The organism is Algibacter amylolyticus (assembly GCF_014202225.1).
In the GTDB taxonomy this organism is placed as follows: Bacteria; Bacteroidota; Bacteroidia; order Flavobacteriales; family Flavobacteriaceae; genus Algibacter_B; species Algibacter_B amylolyticus.
Window position 1 is genome coordinate 183,402 of sequence record NZ_JACHGE010000001.1, and the last position, 17,774, is coordinate 201,175.

General features: G+C 33.3%; 13 protein-coding genes. 3 read left to right on the forward strand and 10 right to left on the reverse strand.

Annotated features, from left to right (window positions below):
* Window positions 1-37 precede the first annotated feature (37 nt).
* On the reverse strand, window positions 38-1,519 hold the full coding sequence (locus HNQ90_RS00875; RefSeq protein ID WP_144114779.1) for a GH3 auxin-responsive promoter family protein: 1,482 nt from the start codon (window positions 1,517-1,519) through the stop codon (window positions 38-40).
* A gap of 91 nt (window positions 1,520-1,610) precedes the next feature.
* Window positions 1,611-2,480 (reverse strand): M23 family metallopeptidase, encoded by an 870-nt coding sequence (locus HNQ90_RS00880; protein WP_144114780.1) that lies wholly within the window; start codon window positions 2,478-2,480, stop codon window positions 1,611-1,613.
* A 116-nt stretch (window positions 2,481-2,596) separates the two neighbouring features.
* Between HNQ90_RS00880 and HNQ90_RS00885 the strand changes: the two genes are divergently transcribed.
* Window positions 2,597-2,779 (forward strand): twin-arginine translocase TatA/TatE family subunit, encoded by a 183-nt coding sequence (locus HNQ90_RS00885; protein ID WP_092849366.1) that lies wholly within the window; start codon window positions 2,597-2,599, stop codon window positions 2,777-2,779.
* 71 nt (window positions 2,780-2,850) lie between these two features.
* Here HNQ90_RS00885 and HNQ90_RS00890 read toward each other — a convergent pair whose 3' ends face one another.
* The 3 genes from HNQ90_RS00890 to HNQ90_RS00900 all read right to left on the reverse strand — a co-directional run bounded on the left by HNQ90_RS00890 (window position 2,851) and on the right by HNQ90_RS00900 (window position 6,802).
* Window positions 2,851-3,858: a DUF4837 family protein gene (locus HNQ90_RS00890; protein ID WP_144114781.1), complete on the reverse strand. Its 1,008-nt coding sequence runs from the start codon at window positions 3,856-3,858 to the stop codon at window positions 2,851-2,853.
* 26 nt (window positions 3,859-3,884) lie between these two features.
* The gene (locus HNQ90_RS00895) at window positions 3,885-5,504 is read right to left on the reverse strand and encodes a LysM peptidoglycan-binding domain-containing protein (protein ID WP_144114782.1); all 1,620 of its coding nucleotides are present in this window, start codon (window positions 5,502-5,504) and stop codon (window positions 3,885-3,887) included.
* 110 nt (window positions 5,505-5,614) lie between these two features.
* Window positions 5,615-6,802 carry a phosphoglycerate kinase gene (locus tag HNQ90_RS00900; protein ID WP_144114783.1) on the reverse strand — a complete coding sequence of 396 codons (1,188 nt, stop codon included), beginning with the start codon at window positions 6,800-6,802 and terminating at the stop codon, window positions 5,615-5,617.
* Window positions 6,803-7,118: 316 nt separating this feature from the next.
* On the opposite strand from HNQ90_RS00900, the gene HNQ90_RS00905 reads away from it, so the two are divergent.
* Together HNQ90_RS00905 and HNQ90_RS00910 are read left to right on the forward strand one after the other, a co-directional pair.
* Window positions 7,119-8,339 (forward strand): DUF418 domain-containing protein, encoded by a 1,221-nt coding sequence (locus HNQ90_RS00905; protein WP_144114784.1) that lies wholly within the window; start codon window positions 7,119-7,121, stop codon window positions 8,337-8,339.
* A 357-nt stretch (window positions 8,340-8,696) separates the two neighbouring features.
* Complete coding sequence (locus tag HNQ90_RS00910) at window positions 8,697-9,851, forward strand: DNA polymerase III subunit (RefSeq protein WP_144114785.1); 1,155 nt, start codon at window positions 8,697-8,699, stop codon at window positions 9,849-9,851.
* Window positions 9,852-9,918: 67 nt separating this feature from the next.
* Here the strand turns inward: HNQ90_RS00910 and HNQ90_RS00915 are convergent, their stop codons facing one another.
* The 5 genes from HNQ90_RS00915 to HNQ90_RS00935 all read right to left on the reverse strand — a co-directional run bounded on the left by HNQ90_RS00915 (window position 9,919) and on the right by HNQ90_RS00935 (window position 17,607).
* A complete protein-coding gene (locus tag HNQ90_RS00915; RefSeq protein ID WP_144114786.1) occupies window positions 9,919-10,446 on the reverse strand; it encodes an OmpH/Skp family outer membrane protein in 528 nt (175 codons plus the stop codon).
* Between the two features lie 249 nt (window positions 10,447-10,695).
* Window positions 10,696-11,541, reverse strand: coding sequence for a class I SAM-dependent methyltransferase (locus HNQ90_RS00920; RefSeq protein WP_144114787.1), 846 nt, complete (start codon window positions 11,539-11,541; stop codon window positions 10,696-10,698).
* A gap of 215 nt (window positions 11,542-11,756) precedes the next feature.
* Entirely contained in the window at window positions 11,757-13,628 is a 1,872-nt protein-coding gene (mnmG, locus tag HNQ90_RS00925; protein ID WP_144114788.1) for a tRNA uridine-5-carboxymethylaminomethyl(34) synthesis enzyme MnmG, read from the reverse strand.
* 87 nt (window positions 13,629-13,715) lie between these two features.
* Entirely contained in the window at window positions 13,716-14,132 is a 417-nt protein-coding gene (gene ybeY, locus HNQ90_RS00930; protein WP_144114789.1) for an rRNA maturation RNase YbeY, read from the reverse strand.
* A complete protein-coding gene (locus HNQ90_RS00935; RefSeq protein ID WP_183822283.1) occupies window positions 14,125-17,607 on the reverse strand; it encodes a DUF4175 family protein in 3,483 nt (1,160 codons plus the stop codon). Before HNQ90_RS00935 ends, ybeY begins: the two co-directional genes overlap by 8 nt.
* Between the last annotated feature and the right edge of the window lie 167 nt (window positions 17,608-17,774).

A 17,774-nucleotide genomic window follows, 5' to 3' on the forward strand; every position in this document is an offset into this window, starting at 1 on the left:
GCGCAAATATAACACTATTTGTGTTAATTTTTATACGCTAAAATTTATCCACAATGTTGCGGTCGTTAGACAATCTAGGGAGTTTGTTTTGTCCTCCCAATTTTCCAATAGACTTCATATAATCTTGAAACCCATCTTTTTTTACTTTTGTAATTTTAAGCGGTTGCAAAACTTTACCTTGAATTAAATCAAAATAGTAGGTGTTTTGCTTCTGTAAAGATTCGTCTATTTTTTTCGCTAGTACGGACATGTCTTCCGGTTCATTTTCGAATTCTACAAACCATTCATGAAAAGGCAGGCCTTCTTTAGGGTTAATTTGAGGCGCCACCGTAAACTCCGAAACTCTAATATTGGAACCCTGTGTAGCATCCTGCATGGCTTGTTCTACTTCTTTACCTATAACATGCTCACCAAAAGCAGAAATAAAATGTTTAATTCTACCTGAAACTATAACACGATAGGGTTTAGTTGACGTAAACATAACCGTATCGCCTATATTGTATGCCCATAAACCCGCATTTGTCGAGATTATCATCACATAATTAACCCCAACTTCAACATCTTTTATAGTAATGCGTTTGGGCTGCTCGTCAAAAAACTCATCGGCTTTAATAAACTCGTAAAAAATACCGGAATTAAGCTGAAGCAGCATGCCTTTTTCATCTTGCTTATCCTGAAATGCAAAAAAACCTTCACTAGCCGGATACAACTCTATACTATCTACTTTTCGTCCTATTAAATTTTCAAATTTACTGCGATAAGGCTCATAATTAACGCCTCCAAAAATAAATAAATTAAAGTTTTTAAATATATCGCCTACCTTCTTTCCTGTTTTTTCTTGAAGCCTTTCAAAATACATTTGTACCCAAGATGGAATTCCAGAAATTATAGTCATGTTTTCTGGCAGAGTTTCTTCTACTATCGCATCAACCTTGGTTTCCCAATCGTCAATACAATTGGTTTCCCATGAAGGCAATCTGTTTTTCTGTAAATATTTAGGCACATAATGCGCCACAATACCAGATAAACGTCCCAATTGGATGCCGTTTTGTGTATTTAAAATGGGGCTGCCTTGTAAAAAAATCATTTTACCATCTACAAATTTAGCATTCCCTGTTTCATGAATATAAAACAAAATAGCATTTCTTGCCGCTTCAACATGACTTGGCATACTCTCTTTGGTAATAGGTATGTATTTTGAACCCGAAGTTGTGCCCGATGTTTTAGCAAAATATAAAGGCTTCCCTTTCCAAAGAATATCTTCCTTACCCGCAACTACCTTTTCAATATAAGGCTTTAATGCTTCGTAATCTCGAACGGGAACACGTTTAATAAAATCGTTATGATTTTTTATACTTTTAAAATCATGATCCTTTCCAAATTCGGTACTTGCTGCTTGCGATATTAACTCTCGAAATACTTTTTCTTGTGTTTCAATTGGGTTATTAGCCCATTTTTGGACTTTCTTATAAATACGCTTAGCAAAAGGTTTTGCTAAAACAGATTTTAATGATAGCATTTATTTTGAATGTGTTTTAAACCAGTTAATAACTAAATTATCGCTTTTGTTTTTAACAATTTACAAGATATAATTTTACTAGACACTAGAGTTATTCAAAATCTATAAAATTTGTTGGGTTAATTGGATACCCATCATTCCAAAGTTCGAAATGTAAATGCGGACCAGTAGATAATTCTCCTGTACTTCCTGCAGTGGCAATAACCTCTCCAGATTTAACTAAATCGCCTTGCGCTTTGGTTAAAGAAGCATTGTGCTTGTAAACAGAAATAAGACCATAACTATGCTCAATAATTATAACGTTACCGGTATTTGCGGTCCATTCTGCAAAAATAACAATGCCATCGGCAGCCGCTTTTATAGGCGTATCTTTAGCCACAACAACATCTACGGCATAGTGTTTTTCTTTTGCGTTATATGGTTCGCTAATGGTGCCACTTACAGGGGGGAATAACACAAAATTGGTAGTTGACGTTGCCGATTCAAACAAATTATACTTATCCTCTTTATCTACCTTTTCTCTAAGCAAAGAATCTTCTGCAATAGGGTTTAAATCGACCTCACTAGCTTCTAATTTAACAGCTTGAATAATAGAATCTTTATTAAAATCTACAGTATTTACATCGCCTTTTAAAACCTTTTTAATAGACTCATAATACCTATCATTTAAATGAATAACTCGTTGCAGCGAATCGGTTTTATAACTTAACTCGGTTGCTTTCTTTTTTAATGCCGTTGATGAGTATCCTGGTATATACTCACGAAGTGGCGTAAAAGCAATTAACAAGTACGTTAGAGTGATTAGAAAAATAGCCAATAAAGACATAAACACAAATACGTTTAGTCGCGTTAACTTAAATGATAAACGCTCTTCGAAAGTATTCTCATTAAGCACCATTAAACGATACTTATCGAGTAGTTTTCGTTTTATCTTTTTGGGTTTCTTTTTTTTGTCTGCCATGTTAAAACAAAAATAAATAAATTTATCACAAGACTTTACTATCAGTATGCTAAAGTTATGTTTAAAACGTTTTTATTGAACTTTAATTATTAACTTTGTACTTTAAAATCACTATTATGAACTTATACATGTTACCATTAGCAATAGGACCTTGGCAAATAGCATTAATTGTTCTAGCTGTTTTACTTTTATTTGGAGGTAAAAAGATACCAGAATTAATGCGTGGATTAGGTAGCGGAATTAAAGAATTTAAAGACGCTAGTAAAGAAGAAGAAACTACTGAAGATAAAAAAGGATAATTTTAAATTTATCTTAAAACAAAAAACCAGCTCGAAAGGCTGGTTTTTTTTATTTACTACATAGCGTATTGCTACTCTATTTTTACAGATTTTATAACAGATTCTAGCTCTAGCATATAATTTCTTTTCTCTACAGATGGCGCAAATATAAAGGCTTCAACTACAACCCATCTTTTATTTACCTTATCTTCAATCATGTAATTTATAAATGGTCCGCCCATAAAATCGTTAGTTAATTCCCATAAGCCTTTGGTTACTAAAGCTGGCTTATTATCTAAAATAGTTTCACCAAAAAAAGGTGTGTACGCCGGCTCTGTTACCATAAACGAACTTACGGTATCGCCATTAGCTTTAACTGTACCATCTAATCGACCTTTAAAATAGGCTTGTCCTATAGAGTCTCGAATCTTAATTATTTGTCCTACAGTACTATCATTTCTTGTAACAGCATCAAAAGGCAACTCGTAAAGCATAATGTGAGAATGCCCTGTGGTAATATCTTTTCTAAACCAAAAGAAATTACCCTCTTGCTTTGCCTGCTCGTAAATTAAAGAAAATTTAATAGTTAAACCTAGTTTTTCTTTTATAGTATTAAAGTTATGTGGCGACTTTGCCATTTGGCGTTGTCTTTCATCCAACTCCGAGTTTCTAAACGTTTCAATAATTTTAGCTTCATTCTCTTTTACCACTTCAATAATCTCTTCTTTGGTGTTACCAGAAACCACGATTACTTTTTGAGGCTTAGCATACACATCTTCAGAAAATGTTATTCCCGCTGGTTTATTAGTTTCAACCTTTAAAACCGTTCTATTTTTGGTAACAAATCCAGAAAAAACAGATGGTGGAATCTGGCTAATGGTAAACATTGGCTCATCTTGTGGCAACCCATAAATTGGCTTTGCAAGTACTTGCCTTATGGCTTCACCCACACGACCATCCCAATATTCGTTTTCTGTTACAACAGATACATTATTAATAGCACCAGAGGCATCTGGCAAAAACTTTTCAGCTTTTTCGTTTTTATCAACACAAGACACTAAAAGTGTTAACGTAAGTAATGAAAATAGAAAATATCGCATAATATTTTTTAAGTTTAGTTAGGGGTTTAACTCTTAGCAATTTTAAGAATCATTCCGGGTTTTAATTTACTACCACTAATACCGTTCCAATCTTTAATATTTTGAACAGAAACACCAGAAAATTTTTGAGAAATACTCCACAACGAGTCACCATCCTTAACGGTGTAGTTAATAACATCGCCTTTTATGGGTATTGTTTTTACTGTCGCTTTCGCGGAAGAGGTAGCGTTTCCATGAGGTGTTCGCGGAAAAATGGTTAATCGTTGACCAATTTTTAAGTTATTGCTTCGTAAACCATTCCACTTTTTTATATCGCTAACCCTAACACCATATAATCTTGAAATTTTACCTAAATAATCACCAGATTTTACACGATACGTCGTTTTATTTTGCGCTTCAATAAACTGAGGCATTTGTTTTTCGCGTTTATCAAGCTCTGCTTTAGCAAATGCATATATTCTATCTTCATTATTTACAAATGTTCCAACCACATCGCGAGGCAATCTCAACACATAATTTTCATCTTTTATAAAAGGAATAATATCTAGCTTATAAGACGGGTTTAAAAACTGAAGTTCCTCAATAGGAGTTCCCGTAGCTTCCGAAACCTGATCGAGCGTTATTTGTTGCTTTACTAAAACGGTATCGGTTTCAAAATAAGCCAACTCTGGTTTATAATTTTTAAAACCATGTTCTTTAGCGTATTCAAAAATATACATATTAGCTAAAAAAGCAGGCAAATACCCAGCAGTTTCCCTTGGTAAATTATGACGAATATTCCAGTAGTTTCGGTAACCACCAGAACGCCGAATGGCTTTACCAACATTACCCGGACCAGAATTATAGGCCGCAAGCGCCAAATCCCAATCGCCAAAAATTTTATATAATCTTGATAAATATTTCGCTGCAGCTTCGGTAGATTTTATAGGGTCGCTACGCTCATCAACATAACTGCTTACATCCAACCCATATTCCTTACCTGTTCCGTACATAAATTGCCATAAACCTGTAGCCCCAACTCTAGATCTTGCTCTTGGTTTTAATGCCGATTCTACAATGGCTAAATATTTAATTTCTAAAGGAATGTTATGTTTATCCAACTCGCCCTCAAACATAGGAAAGTAAAACGCACTTAATGTTAATAGGTTTTGTATAGAGTTACGCCTATGTTTTAAATACGATTTTATAACACTTTCTAGAGATGGATTGTACTCTACATTAAAAGGTGTTCTGGCATCTAGCTCTTTTAAGCGTGCCTTAAGCGTATCGCTATGTAGTTCTGGATAATCAACGGGTTTGTAGTCGAGCTCTGTAACGGTTTTATAAATGGTGTCGAATAAGCGATTGCTATACAACTCATCAAACCAAGCTTGGTCTAACTTTAAAACTTCTTCGTTGTCTTTTAAATTTGCTATAGATGTACTATCTACAGTAGCTTCAATAGTTTTTTGGGTATAGGTATTATCTTCTACAACAGCACTTTTAAGAACTACTGTAGGCCCAGAAATGGTATCTGGAATAGCAGTATTTTGAACAACTAAAGTATCTTTAACCTTAGTATTTTGAATAGATATCGTGTCTTGCGTTTGCGAAAAACAAGATGGTAAACTTAAAATATATAATACTATAAAAAATCGAAAAGCCATAAAATCTATTCATTAATGAATGATGTTATGGCTAAAATCGTATTTATTTTACTAAGAACAAAATATATTAAGACCTGTGAAGCTTTAAAACTGTCGCAGGCCTATTATTTCTACTCTAATATAGCAGCAATTCCAGGAAGTGTTTTTCCTTCTAAGCTTTCTAGCATAGCGCCACCACCTGTACTTACGTAACTCACTTTATTTTCGAAACCAAATTGCTTAACAGCAGCAACCGAGTCACCTCCACCAACAAGTGAAAACGCTCCGTTTTTAGTAGCTTCGGCAATCGAGTTTCCTAATTCGATAGTACCTTGAGCAAAACTTTCCATTTCAAAAACACCTAGTGGTCCATTCCAAAGGATTGTTTTACACTGCATAACTACATCATGAAATTGTGCTCTAGATTTTGGTCCAGCATCTACACCTTCCCAACCATCAGGAATTTCATTAATATCAACCGTTTGTGTATTTGCATCGTTACTAAAATCGTCGGCAGCAATAGTATCTACAGGAATATGAATTTGAACATTTTTTTCTTTAGCTTGTTTTAAAATATCTAAAGCTAAAGGCATTTTATCGTCCTCACAAATAGAATTACCAATTTTTCCACCTTGCGCTTTAACAAACGTAAATGCCATACCACCACCAATAATTAAGTGATCTACTTTATCAAGAATGTTTTCTATAATGGTAATTTTAGAAGATACTTTAGCACCACCTAAAATAGCTAAAACAGGCTTTTCTCCTGTTTCCATTACTTTATTAATGCTTTCAATTTCTTGAGCTAATAAGTTTCCAAAACATTTTCTTCCTTCAAAAAACTGAGCTACAATAGTTGTAGAAGCATGCGCTCTGTGAGCTGTACCAAAAGCATCATTAACGTAAATATCTCCTAGTTTAGATAATTTTTCAGCAAAGTCTTTATCGCCAGCAGTTTCTTCTTTGTAAAAACGTAAGTTTTCTAGTAATAAAACTTCTCCTGGTTGTAAATTTGCTGCTGCTTCTTCAGCTTTAGTTCCAATACAATCTGTAACAAACTTAACTTCTACACCTAAAATATCCGATACTTTAGCCGCAATATGTTTTAATGAAAACTCATCTTGAAATCCTTTTGGACGTCCTAAATGCGACATTAAAATACAGCTTCCGCCATCTTCTAAAATTTTAATAATTGTAGGTTTTGCCGATACAATTCTAGTGGCATCTGTAACCTCAAACTTATCGTTTAATGGCACATTAAAATCTACGCGTATTAATGCTTTTTTATTTTCGAAATTAAAATCGTTAAGCGTTTTCATGTATATATGTTTTTATTTTTTAACTATTTGAAACACAAATGTAACTAATTAAAAAGCGATAAAAAATGACTTTTTTCACGAAAACGATATAGCTTGAGAAGATTTCTTCGATTTTTGAATTATATAGGTATTACATATTAACTATTTTATATCGAACCCTATATTTCTATACTGAAAATGGCATATCGATGATATACCGTCTTTGAATTTGTAGAATTTTTCACCTACCTTCGTTTAACATGAAGATTCATACTCCCCAAAGTACTACCGCTAATTAATATAAATAGAAAATATAAATTAATTAAAAAATAGTCTTATGGAAATTAGTAAACCCGTTGAGCCCAATAAAAGAATCGAAATTATAGATATTCTTCGTGGATTTGCACTACTCGGAATTATTTTTATGAATATGAGTTTTTTTAGCGGTTACGTATTTATGCCCTTTGAAGAACTTAAGCAGATATCGAACTTTGAGTTAGATGATAATCTATATTATTTTTTAGGAATTATAGTCTCCGGTAAATTTTACACTATATTTTCAATTTTATTTGCTGTTGGTTTTTATATACAATTCAACAAAAACAGAGATAGAGCAGCCGATTTTTTAAAAACGTATCGCAGAAGATTATTCATTTTATTAATTATAGGAATTATCCATACTTTATTTTGGTATGGCGATATATTATTTACCTATGCTATTTATGGTTTTATTCTAATTTTATTTAGAAATGTAAAACCAAAAATACTACTTCGATGGACGCTCTTTTTCCTGTTAATACCCTATGTATTGGATTTTGCTATTTTACCATTTACTGAAGCCGCACAAGCTAACTTCCCTGGTAACACAAATCATACACAAACGGCTCGCATTTCGTATCCAGATATGTCGAATGTAGATATTATTAATACTTTTAGAGACGATTCTATTACCGAAATAATCAAGCTAAACATTCATAATTTTATATGGAAGCAATTAGGCTACATACCCTCTGGCGGTTATTTTAATTTCCTTGGCATTTTTCTTTTGGGTTACTATTTAGCCTCGATAGAATTCTATAAAAAAGCTCCAAAATCCACCATATTAATATTAACTATTTTAATTGTTGGGATACTAATTACTATTGCTGCAAAACTTTTAGGAGGTAATCCTTATGAGCTGCCTACGCTTCAAAATATTCGATATAAGTTCTTATCAATGGCTGGCCAACTGCTTATTAGTTTTTCTTATATCTTGGCAATAATAAAAATTGCCCAAACTGTAATTGGTAAAAAAGTATTTAAATATTTGATACCTGTGGGAAGAACGGCCCTAAGTAATTACATTATACAAACCGTTTTAATGGTTGTTATTTTTTATAATTTCGGCTTTAGTCTGTTTGGAAAAATAGGGTTAATTCCAACCTTTAGTATTGCTTTAGTTATTGTCGCTATTCAAATAATTTTAAGTAATATTTGGTTAAAACATTATCGATTCGGACCACTTGAATGGGCTTGGAGAAGTTTAACTTATAAAAAACGGATAAAAATTAGACATTAAAATCTATTAAAAACTACAAACTTAAGCCGTATATAATTTATTGCTGGATATAGCTTACTTGCTAACATCTTCGCGGATTTTCTATTTGGTTGGTATTGGCTGTAATGCGCACCGACATGATACACAAACACTTTAAACGAACCTCCACAACAACAAACCACACTTAAATTATAAAACCTAACCCTAACAAAAAAGCGCGTTAGGGATTGCAGTGGAAAGCCCACAGCCCGACGTAGGAGGTGCGAGGACTTGAAACGTAAAGCCCGACCCTTGTGGTAACGCTCAAATAAAAATCTATAAAATTTTACTGGTTTGTTAATGTTTAACATCTAATAAAATTCGTTTACTTTTGTCTTTATGCTTTTTAAAGATATTTTAGGACAAAATCATATTAAAAATCACCTCACGCAGAGTGTTGACAATGGCAGATTACCACATGCCCAATTGTTTGTTGGTAAAGAGGGCTCTGGCACTTTACCTATGGCACTGGCTTATGCACAGTACATTTTGTGCACGAATTCTGGTGGCGAAAACACTAACGGAAACGACGCTTGTAATTTAAAGTTTAAAAACTTTTCGCACCCCGATTTGCATTTTGCTTTTCCGGTTACTACCAGCGATAAGGTTAAAAGCAAACCGGTATCTAGTTTTTACATGGAAGAGTGGCGCCAGCTTTTGGACCAACAGCCTTACGGCAACCTTTTTGATTGGTATAAATTACTAGGTGTTGATAACAAACAAGGACAAATTGGTGTTGAAGAAGCGCATGAAATTGTAAAATCGCTTACCCTAAAAGCCTACGAGGGTGGCTATAAAGTGATGCTTATTTGGATGGCCGAAAAAATGAATACCGCTTGTGCCAATAAGCTTTTAAAACTGATTGAAGAGCCACCAAATAAAACTATATTTTTACTTATTGCCGAAGATGAAGAGCAAATTATAAATACGATTAGATCGCGTTGCCAGATTTTACATTTTCCGCCGTTGGCAGAAGACGTTATTAAAACAGCTTTAATTAAAGAATACAACCTTAATGCGAGTGAAGCTACCAAAATTGCGCATCAATCTAACGGAAATTATAATAAGGCTTGCGATTTGGTGTATCAAGACACCGAAGATTCTCAGTTTGAAACTTGGTTTATTTTCTGGATTCGCAGTGCCTTTAAAGCCAGAGGAAATAAGGCAGCCATACACGATTTAATTTCTTGGAGCGAGGATATTGCCAAAACAGGTCGTGAAACACAAAAACAATTTCTAAACTTTTGTATAGACTTTTTTCGTCAGGCGTTATTAATGAATTATAACGCTACAGATTTAGTGTTTTTTGAGCCCAAAACCGAGAAGTTTAAGCTTGAAAATTTTGCGCCTTACGTACACGGAAATAACATTATGGATATTAGCAACGAACTACAAGATGCAATTTACCATATTGAGCGAAATGGCAATTCTAAAATTATTTTAACCGACTTATCTATTAAATTAACGCGCTTACTCCATAAGAAGGCGGAGTAAATAAAAAAAGCCCTATTAAATTTGATTTAACAGGGCTTAATATTTTGTTTACTAGGTATTTACACCACTATTCCTTTTTATAGTCTGCATTTAAAGCATCTAAAATAGTTTGTGTTAAATCGCTTTGTTCTGCACCATACATTACTGTTGCTGCCGCATCACTTGTTCCTAATATATAGTTGTAACCATTAGTTTTTCCGTAGTCTTTTACAAAGTCTTTTACATGAACAATAACCGAGTCGATTTCCGCTTGAAACTCTTGAGTTAACTTTTGTTGCTCTATTTGCATTTGCTGTTGCAATTGTTGTTGCTTTTGTTGAAGCCCAGTCATTAATTCTTCAGCTTTCTTTCTATTACTTCTAGCTAAACGTTGCGCTTCTGCTTGTCCTTTTTGTGCTTCTGCTTGAAAAGCTTGACTAATACTATCTGCTCTTTTTCTAAAAGCATCGTCTTTTATTTGAAATGCTGCTTCTACATCTTTCTTTTCTTGATAGTCGTTAATTAATTCTCCGTTATCTACAAAAGCAATTTTATTTGGTTTTTCACAAGATGCTAAAACAAGCATCACTAAGGCAACATAAATTATGTTTTTCATTTTTTTATTTAATTAGTTAATTGTTGGTAAAATTTATATCCGAACAAATGTAATAAAGTAGCTTTTAAATTAAAGCGAATTTATTTTCAATTTAACATATAAGGATTCTTTATGATAAAAAGGAATTAAAATAAGAAGTCTCTATTAAATTTGAGGTCAAATAAAGCGTTTTAAGCGCTTTTTAGAAAAACGACTTGTGTTTGGACGTTTATATGCATCAGGATAAAGCTTAGTCGCTAAAAACAAGTTTTAGCTGTTTTTTATGACATAAATTAGAGACGAAGCTTCTTTTGAGCCTATCGCTTTTAAATTTGAACGTAAGCCAATCCAAAAACCTTTAACCGCATTCATGCTTCCTGTTTTATATTTTTCTGAAAGCATACTCACATAAAAGGAATCGAACCACATGGGTTTTATTTTATTTACTTTAAAAGATTGTTTTGAAACTAAATTTGAAACCGATGTTTTATTAAAATGCCAAAGATGCCTAGGTACATCATAAGCAGCCCAAAACGATTTATAATATTGTGCATCGAAACTTTTATAATTAGGAACCGCAATTATTAAAGTTCCATTTGGTTTTAATAGTTTTTTAAATGTAGCAATCTGCTCGTCTAAATTTGGTAAATGTTCTAGCACATGCCAAAGGGTAATAACATCAAAACTTTTTGGTTGGAACTTTAAAAGTTGTTCTGTATTAAAAACAGATCCGTTTGTTTTTTTATTTGCAATTTCTCTTGCTTGTTGGTTAGGTTCAATTCCAGAAACAATCCAATTATTTTGTTGCGCAGTTTGTAAAAAATCACCCGTACCACATCCAATGTCCAAAAGTTTTTTGTCTTCGGAAGGAAATGAATTGATTAAATTTAATTTCTTTTTTAAAGAAACCGATCGCACTAAATGATACGCTTTTTCGAATAGATTTCTTTTAGAATCTGTATGCGAAATATAATCTTCGCTTTCATAATAATCAGATAATTTATCGGAAGACGGTTGTGGAGTTGTTTCCAAAAAACCATATTCTAAATTCTGAATAAGCTCAAATACTTCTCCTGAAACAGAGTGATCTTTTACTTTTAAATTTTCTTTAGTCACGAATACACGAATGGATTAATAAGTATTTTTTAATTATAAATCGAACTTTAGTGAACTTAGTTTATCTCCTTACTTTGGGTTACTGTTTCTGTTTGAATAACTAAAAAAACAGCTTTAAATTTTAAACGTTCCACGTGGAACGTTTAAAAAAAAATAATTTATTTAATATCCTGTAACGAAAACATTAAGATTAAGATTCCTGTTTTCACAGGAATTTAACGCCCCATATAAACCAATAAAACAGAAATATCATTGGGAGAAACCCCACTAATTCTTGATGCCTGCGATACCGTTGTTGGCTGAATTTTTTTAAGTTTCTCTCGCGCTTCAAAACTCATAGATTTAATTTGCGAGTAGTCAAAATTCTCAGGTATTTTTACATACTCTAAGCGCGTTAATTTGTCTGCGTTATTTTTTTCTTTAGCAATATACCCTGCATATTTAACTTGAATTTCAGCCTGCTCTATCACTTCCCTATCCAAATTATTTTCTTGAATATAAGACTCAACAGCATCTACTTTTCTAATATCTTCCATTTCAATATTAGGTCTAGCGAACACTTTAAAAAGCTTTCCAGATTGTTTAACAACAGCAGAATTTTTCGATTCTAAAATAGGATTTATAACTTCTGGTTTCACACTTTGATTTTCAAAAAAGCTGACAAATTTTTCGGCAGCATCGTGTTTCTCCTCCATACGTTTTAGACGTTTCTCCGAAGCTAATCCCAATCCGAAACCTTTTGGTGTTAATCGAATATCTGCATTATCTTGTCTTAACAGCGTTCTGTATTCCGCTCTTGATGTAAACATACGATACGGCTCTTCAGTACCTTTTGTAATTAAATCGTCTACCAAAACACCTATATAAGCCTCGTCTCTCTTTAAAGTAAAAGGATCTTTTTCCTGAACTTTTAAAGCCGCATTTATTCCTGCCATTAACCCTTGAGAAGCCGCTTCTTCATATCCTGTAGTTCCATTAATCTGACCTGCAAAATATAAACCATCAACCAACTTAGTTTCTAAAGTATGTTTCAATTGTGTAGGCGGAAAATAATCATATTCAATAGCATAACCAGGTCTAAAAAACTTCACATTTTCAAAACCAACAACAGATCGTAATGCTTTAAATTGAACATCTTCTGGTAACGATGTTGAGAAGCCGTTTACATATACCTCGCAAGTATTCCAACCTTCGGGTTCGATAAACAACTGATGACTATCCTTATCTGCAAAACGATTAATCTTATCCTCAATAGACGGACAATAACGCGGCCCTAAACTTTTTATTCTGCCATTAAACATCGGCGACCTATCGAAGCCTTCACGAAGCAAATCATGTACCTCAAGACTTGTATAAGTCATGTAGCAAGAACGTTGTTTTTCTAATGGTTTTGTAATATCTAAGTACGAGAATTTTTCAGGGTTAGCATCACCAGGCTGTTCAGCCATTTTAGAATAATCTAAACTTCTACCATCCACTCGCGGCGGTGTTCCTGTTTTCATCCTACCAGATTCAAAACCTAACCGAACTAGTTGTTCTGTAATTCCTGTAGCTGCTCTTTCACCTGCTCTACCGCCACCAAAATTTTTATCACCTATATGAATTAAGCCATTTAAAAAAGTACCATTAGTTAAGACTACAGACTTTGCTTTTATAGTAATTCCTAAAGATGTTTTTACGCCAACAACTTTATGATTTTCTACCAACAATCCAGAAACCATATCCTGATAAAAATCAAGATTAGGAGTTCCCTCAAGAAGCATTCTCCAATCTTCTGCAAAACGCATTCTATCACTTTGAACCCTTGGACTCCACATTGCAGGACCCTTAGATTTGTTAAGCATTTTAAATTGTATAGCAGATGTGTCTGATACAATTCCACTATAACCACCCAGCGCATCAATCTCTCTTACAATTTGCCCTTTGGCAATTCCGCCCATAGCAGGGTTGCAAGACATCTGTGCAATGTTTTGTAAGTTCATTGTAATAAGCAGCGTTTTACTACCCATATTAGCAGCAGACGCAGCAGCTTCGCTTCCTGCATGTCCTGCTCCAACAACTATAACATCGTAAACTTCGTTAAACATGATTCCTCTTTTATATAATCATTAAAACAAACATGTTCCACGTGGAACACATCTATAAATTAAGTTTGCAAATATACCCTGAATTATTTATTTAGCAGCTAATCGTTCAAGATACAGATTCTCCTTCTCCCGCATAACCTTAGCCTCTGCATCCGTTTTATCTTTATAACCACAATAGTGAAGTACGCCATGAATGATAACTCGCATTAATTCTTCATCAAACGAAACCCCAAAATCCTTGGCATTATCTGCCACTCGTTCTACGGAAATAAAGATATCGCCTTGTATACTTTTTCCGACTGAATAATCAAAGCTAATAATATCTGTTAAGGTATCATGATCAAGAAACTCTACATTTAATTTATGCAAATATTCATCGTCACAAAACACATAATTTATTTCCTCCAACTTATATTCTTCAGCTGAAATAGTATCTATAATCCAATTAGAAATTGGTGCCTCAGATCCTAATTTAAAATCCGTTTCGTAATTAAAATTAATCATTTTCTTTTTTGAAATATTCTTGAACCTTCTTTTTGTAAACTTGCTGCAAAGGTAAAGCTTGTCGGTTTAATATTTCGGTAGTTTGAAAATATTGTTTTGCTGTAGGGATTTGATTGTTAGAATTGTTATCGAAATTATTTTTATTAGTTTCAGATTCCCGCTTATTATCCTCACCTTGCTGGAAGGTTGCTTTTTCTAACTTCAATAATTGATGTTTTAAAGCCATCATTTTTTGAAGTGTTTGCTGCGTAAAACCTTTGTTTAATAATTCCAATTCTATATCCTCCATTTTTCTGACTAGGGCATCTCCGTTTCCACTTTTGCCTTCCTTAGCCCAACGCTCCTGCAACGCCTGTCTTAATTGTTGTTGCTTTTGATAAATTTCAAAAAGAAGTCCATTTTCATCCTCACCATTACCTTCGCCATCACCTCCATTTTGTTCACCATCTTCACCCTTGTCTTTACCTTTACCTTTGCCTTCTTTTCCCTTATCGCCTTCCTTACTTTTGTCGCCCTCTTTCTCACCTTCTTTCTCGCCCTTCTTTTCTCCTTCGCCATCCCTTTTACCATCTCCTTCCTTTGGAGAACCTTTTTCTCCTTTCTTCATTCCTTCTTCCATCATCTTATTAAGCTCTTCCTGACTCATAATAATATCCGGTAATTGCATATCACCTTGTCCTCCTTTTCCAGCAGACATGCTCATGCTTTCCTCCATATTATCCAAAACATCGCTTAAAAAATTTGCCAAATTATTCGCAGCAGTAACTACGAATTGCTGATTAGATACACCCTGATATAATTGGTTTTCGGCCAATAACGCTAGAGCCTTATCAATGTTATAATACACTTCAGTAATTTCTTTATTTACTTCTTCAGATAGTTTTGGCTGACGGAGCGATAACGCAAACAAACTATCATCCACATGTTCAAAATGTTCTCTTAAATTTTGCTGCTTTTTTAAATAAGACGCAAACTTGTTATTGTTAGATTCGATGCTTTTAAATTGATTCATAACCGCTTCCTGATCGAAAGAGAACAATACTAAGTTGTCTAGAATCTGACGAAGCATTTCGGCATCCTCCTGTATTTGATCGTCACTACCACCTTGCATGGCACTTTGCATTTGCTGACTCATTTGCTTCATTTTTTGAGCCGCCTTTTTCTGGCTTTTTTTAGCTTTTTCAGAATTTGAATCTTTCTTTTTTGAAGGCTCATTCTTTTCTTCTGAACCTTCTTTATTCTCTTGTTCCGATTCTTTTTTATCTGCTTCTTTTTCTTCTAAAGCATCAGAAGCTTTTTGTTGTTCGTCTTCAACTTCTTGTTCATCCAATTTATCTCTAGGAATCTCTATTGGCTTCTTCAAGTCTTTAGATTCTTTTTCTAAATCTTCAAGTTCCTTTTTATAATCCTCAAACTTTTTGTTTAACTCGTCTTGCTTTTCCTTAGTGTTTTCATCTTCAGATTTTTCAGACAACTGCTCTTGCTCCTCTGCTAACTTTAATAAATCGTCATTAAGTTTTTCTAACTTCTTCTCAACATAAAAACGTTTAGTTAATTCTAACAGTTGCTCTAAACTTCGCTTTTTATTTTTATTCTGTTTTGCGAGCTCATCGAGCTTTTTAATTAAATCTTCATTGTTTATTTTTTCGTGAAGCTTTTCAATTTCATCAAGTAACTTTTCATCTTGCTTAAGCTTCTCTTCATTTTCATTTAAGCGTTCTTTTAAATCCTCTTTAAATTGATCTTCCTTTTGCTCATCTTTTTGAAACTCCTCTAAATTATCTTTTAACTTCTTGTTAAAATTTTGCATCATTTGATCTTGTTCTTTCTGACGCTTAAAAAAGTTTTCTAGTTTCTTTTTATCATTAAAATTTAACTCCGATTTTTCTTTTTGGGTATTGGTTAATTCTTGAAGTTTTTTCTCTTGTTCATCAAACCTAGTTAAGGACTTATTTAAATCCTTAATAGTTTCACCTTGCTCCTTTAAATTCTTATCTGCTTCCTCAGCTTCGGTACGCTTACGGTACGAAAACACGCTACTTTTAACGCTTTTAAATTTATTAACCCTATCATTATCAAATACTTGAAAGTATAATTCGTAAGCTACACCTTCAGAAATCTCCAAATTATTAGGGAATGCACTAATAAAATCAGAAATATTTGAACCTGATACAGGAATTGTCTCCATTTGTTTGTTAGCCTCATTTTCTACAGGATAATAAACCAATTGCAATTTACTAAACCCATAATCGTCACTAATTTGCCCATAAAAATACAAGGATTGCAAATCCAAACTATCTTTCTCAACTTTAATATCTATTTCTGGGTATTCATCTTTAACCACATCAATATTAAAAGCCAAATTCTCGTAATTCTGCAAGTCTTTATTGCTAGTACTAAGTGTATAGTCAAATTTAGAATATAAACGCTTAGAAGCCTCAAAAACCCCTTTAGATATTGAAATAAACTGTGTAGTATCTTTGGCAAACAACTGTACTTTATTGGTAGATTTTGTTTGTAGCTGCCATTTTATTTGTGTGCCTTCAGGAACCAAAGCATTACCTGTACTTTTTAAAACCTCATCTTGTTTTTTGGTATAACTCGGATAATCCAAAACCATTTTAAAACTTAAAAGCGATGGTGTTTCAACCACATCTATGGTATATGGTTTAGAGGTAACATCGTTAGACATTAACTGAAACGTAATGGCTTCCTTAGGTTGTGTAAACACATACTCGAATTCTCCAATAGCTTTTTGCTGTAAAAAATAAGTTTCGTTATTGTAACTAATTTGCGCACTTTCTGGAGTAACATCGCCAGCCGTTTTAACAAGCAATTTAAAATCGGTATTTTCAATAGCCTGTAAATTTTCATTAACTACAAAAAACTGAAACGGCGCAGGTGGTTCGTAAGCTGTTTTATAATGTACTACTCGGTTATAACTTTCACTAAACCAATTAAAATTTCCAGTAAAAAAAGTAAGCAATAAAATAACCACCGGAATAGCGGCATATTTTAAATACCCTAAATTCTTTTTAAAATTAACGGCTAATTTAAAAGGTACTGGTTTAAGTTCGGAAGCTTTTTGCTCGATACTTGCTAATAATAATTCCGATTTAGAATCGGCCTCATTAAGTTGTAGCACATTTAATAATTTATCGTTTACCTCCGGAAAATGTGTGCCAATAATTTTGGAAGCCGCATGGTAATCTATTCCCTTTTGTAATTTAAATAATTTTGCCAACGGAATAAAAATAAACTTAACAAGTAAGCCAAATTCCACAGCTATAAATAACCAAAACAAAAATGTTCGTGCCGTGGTACTTAACCACAACATATGCTCAAGAAATAGCGTAAACAAAAAATAAAGTAAACCTATTGCAAAAAACAGAATGACACCTTTAAGCAATTCGTTAATATAATAGCGCTTAATAAAGGCTTCCAGCTTATTTTGTATGGTATTAAAATTACTCATGGTTTGGGGTAAAACATTGTCTATTATTGTGTTTCAACTTACTAAACTACAATTTTATTTTTTACGGTATTTATAATTATGTGTTAATAAAGGGGTTCTTGGTAAAAAAACAAAAAACTTCTGTGTTCGGGCTTCTGTCTTCTTTCTTAATACATATCTTTGCCACA

Coding starts and splice junctions, on each gene's coding strand:
- HNQ90_RS00900 (WP_144114783.1), bottom strand. CDS start 6,802: ATGAAAACGCTTAACGATTTTAATTTCGAAAATAAAAAAGCATTAATA.
- HNQ90_RS00885 (WP_092849366.1), top strand. CDS start 2,597: ATGAACTTATACATGTTACCATTAGCAATAGGACCTTGGCAAATAGCA.
- HNQ90_RS00910 (WP_144114785.1), top strand. CDS start 8,697: ATGCTTTTTAAAGATATTTTAGGACAAAATCATATTAAAAATCACCTC.
- HNQ90_RS00890 (WP_144114781.1), bottom strand. CDS start 3,858: ATGCGATATTTTCTATTTTCATTACTTACGTTAACACTTTTAGTGTCT.
- HNQ90_RS00875 (WP_144114779.1), bottom strand. CDS start 1,519: ATGCTATCATTAAAATCTGTTTTAGCAAAACCTTTTGCTAAGCGTATT.
- HNQ90_RS00915 (WP_144114786.1), bottom strand. CDS start 10,446: ATGAAAAACATAATTTATGTTGCCTTAGTGATGCTTGTTTTAGCATCT.
- HNQ90_RS00935 (WP_183822283.1), bottom strand. CDS start 17,607: ATGAGTAATTTTAATACCATACAAAATAAGCTGGAAGCCTTTATTAAG.
- mnmG (WP_144114788.1), bottom strand. CDS start 13,628: ATGTTTAACGAAGTTTACGATGTTATAGTTGTTGGAGCAGGACATGCA.
- HNQ90_RS00895 (WP_144114782.1), bottom strand. CDS start 5,504: ATGGCTTTTCGATTTTTTATAGTATTATATATTTTAAGTTTACCATCT.
- ybeY (WP_144114789.1), bottom strand. CDS start 14,132: ATGATTAATTTTAATTACGAAACGGATTTTAAATTAGGATCTGAGGCA.
- HNQ90_RS00880 (WP_144114780.1), bottom strand. CDS start 2,480: ATGGCAGACAAAAAAAAGAAACCCAAAAAGATAAAACGAAAACTACTC.
- HNQ90_RS00905 (WP_144114784.1), top strand. CDS start 7,119: ATGGAAATTAGTAAACCCGTTGAGCCCAATAAAAGAATCGAAATTATA.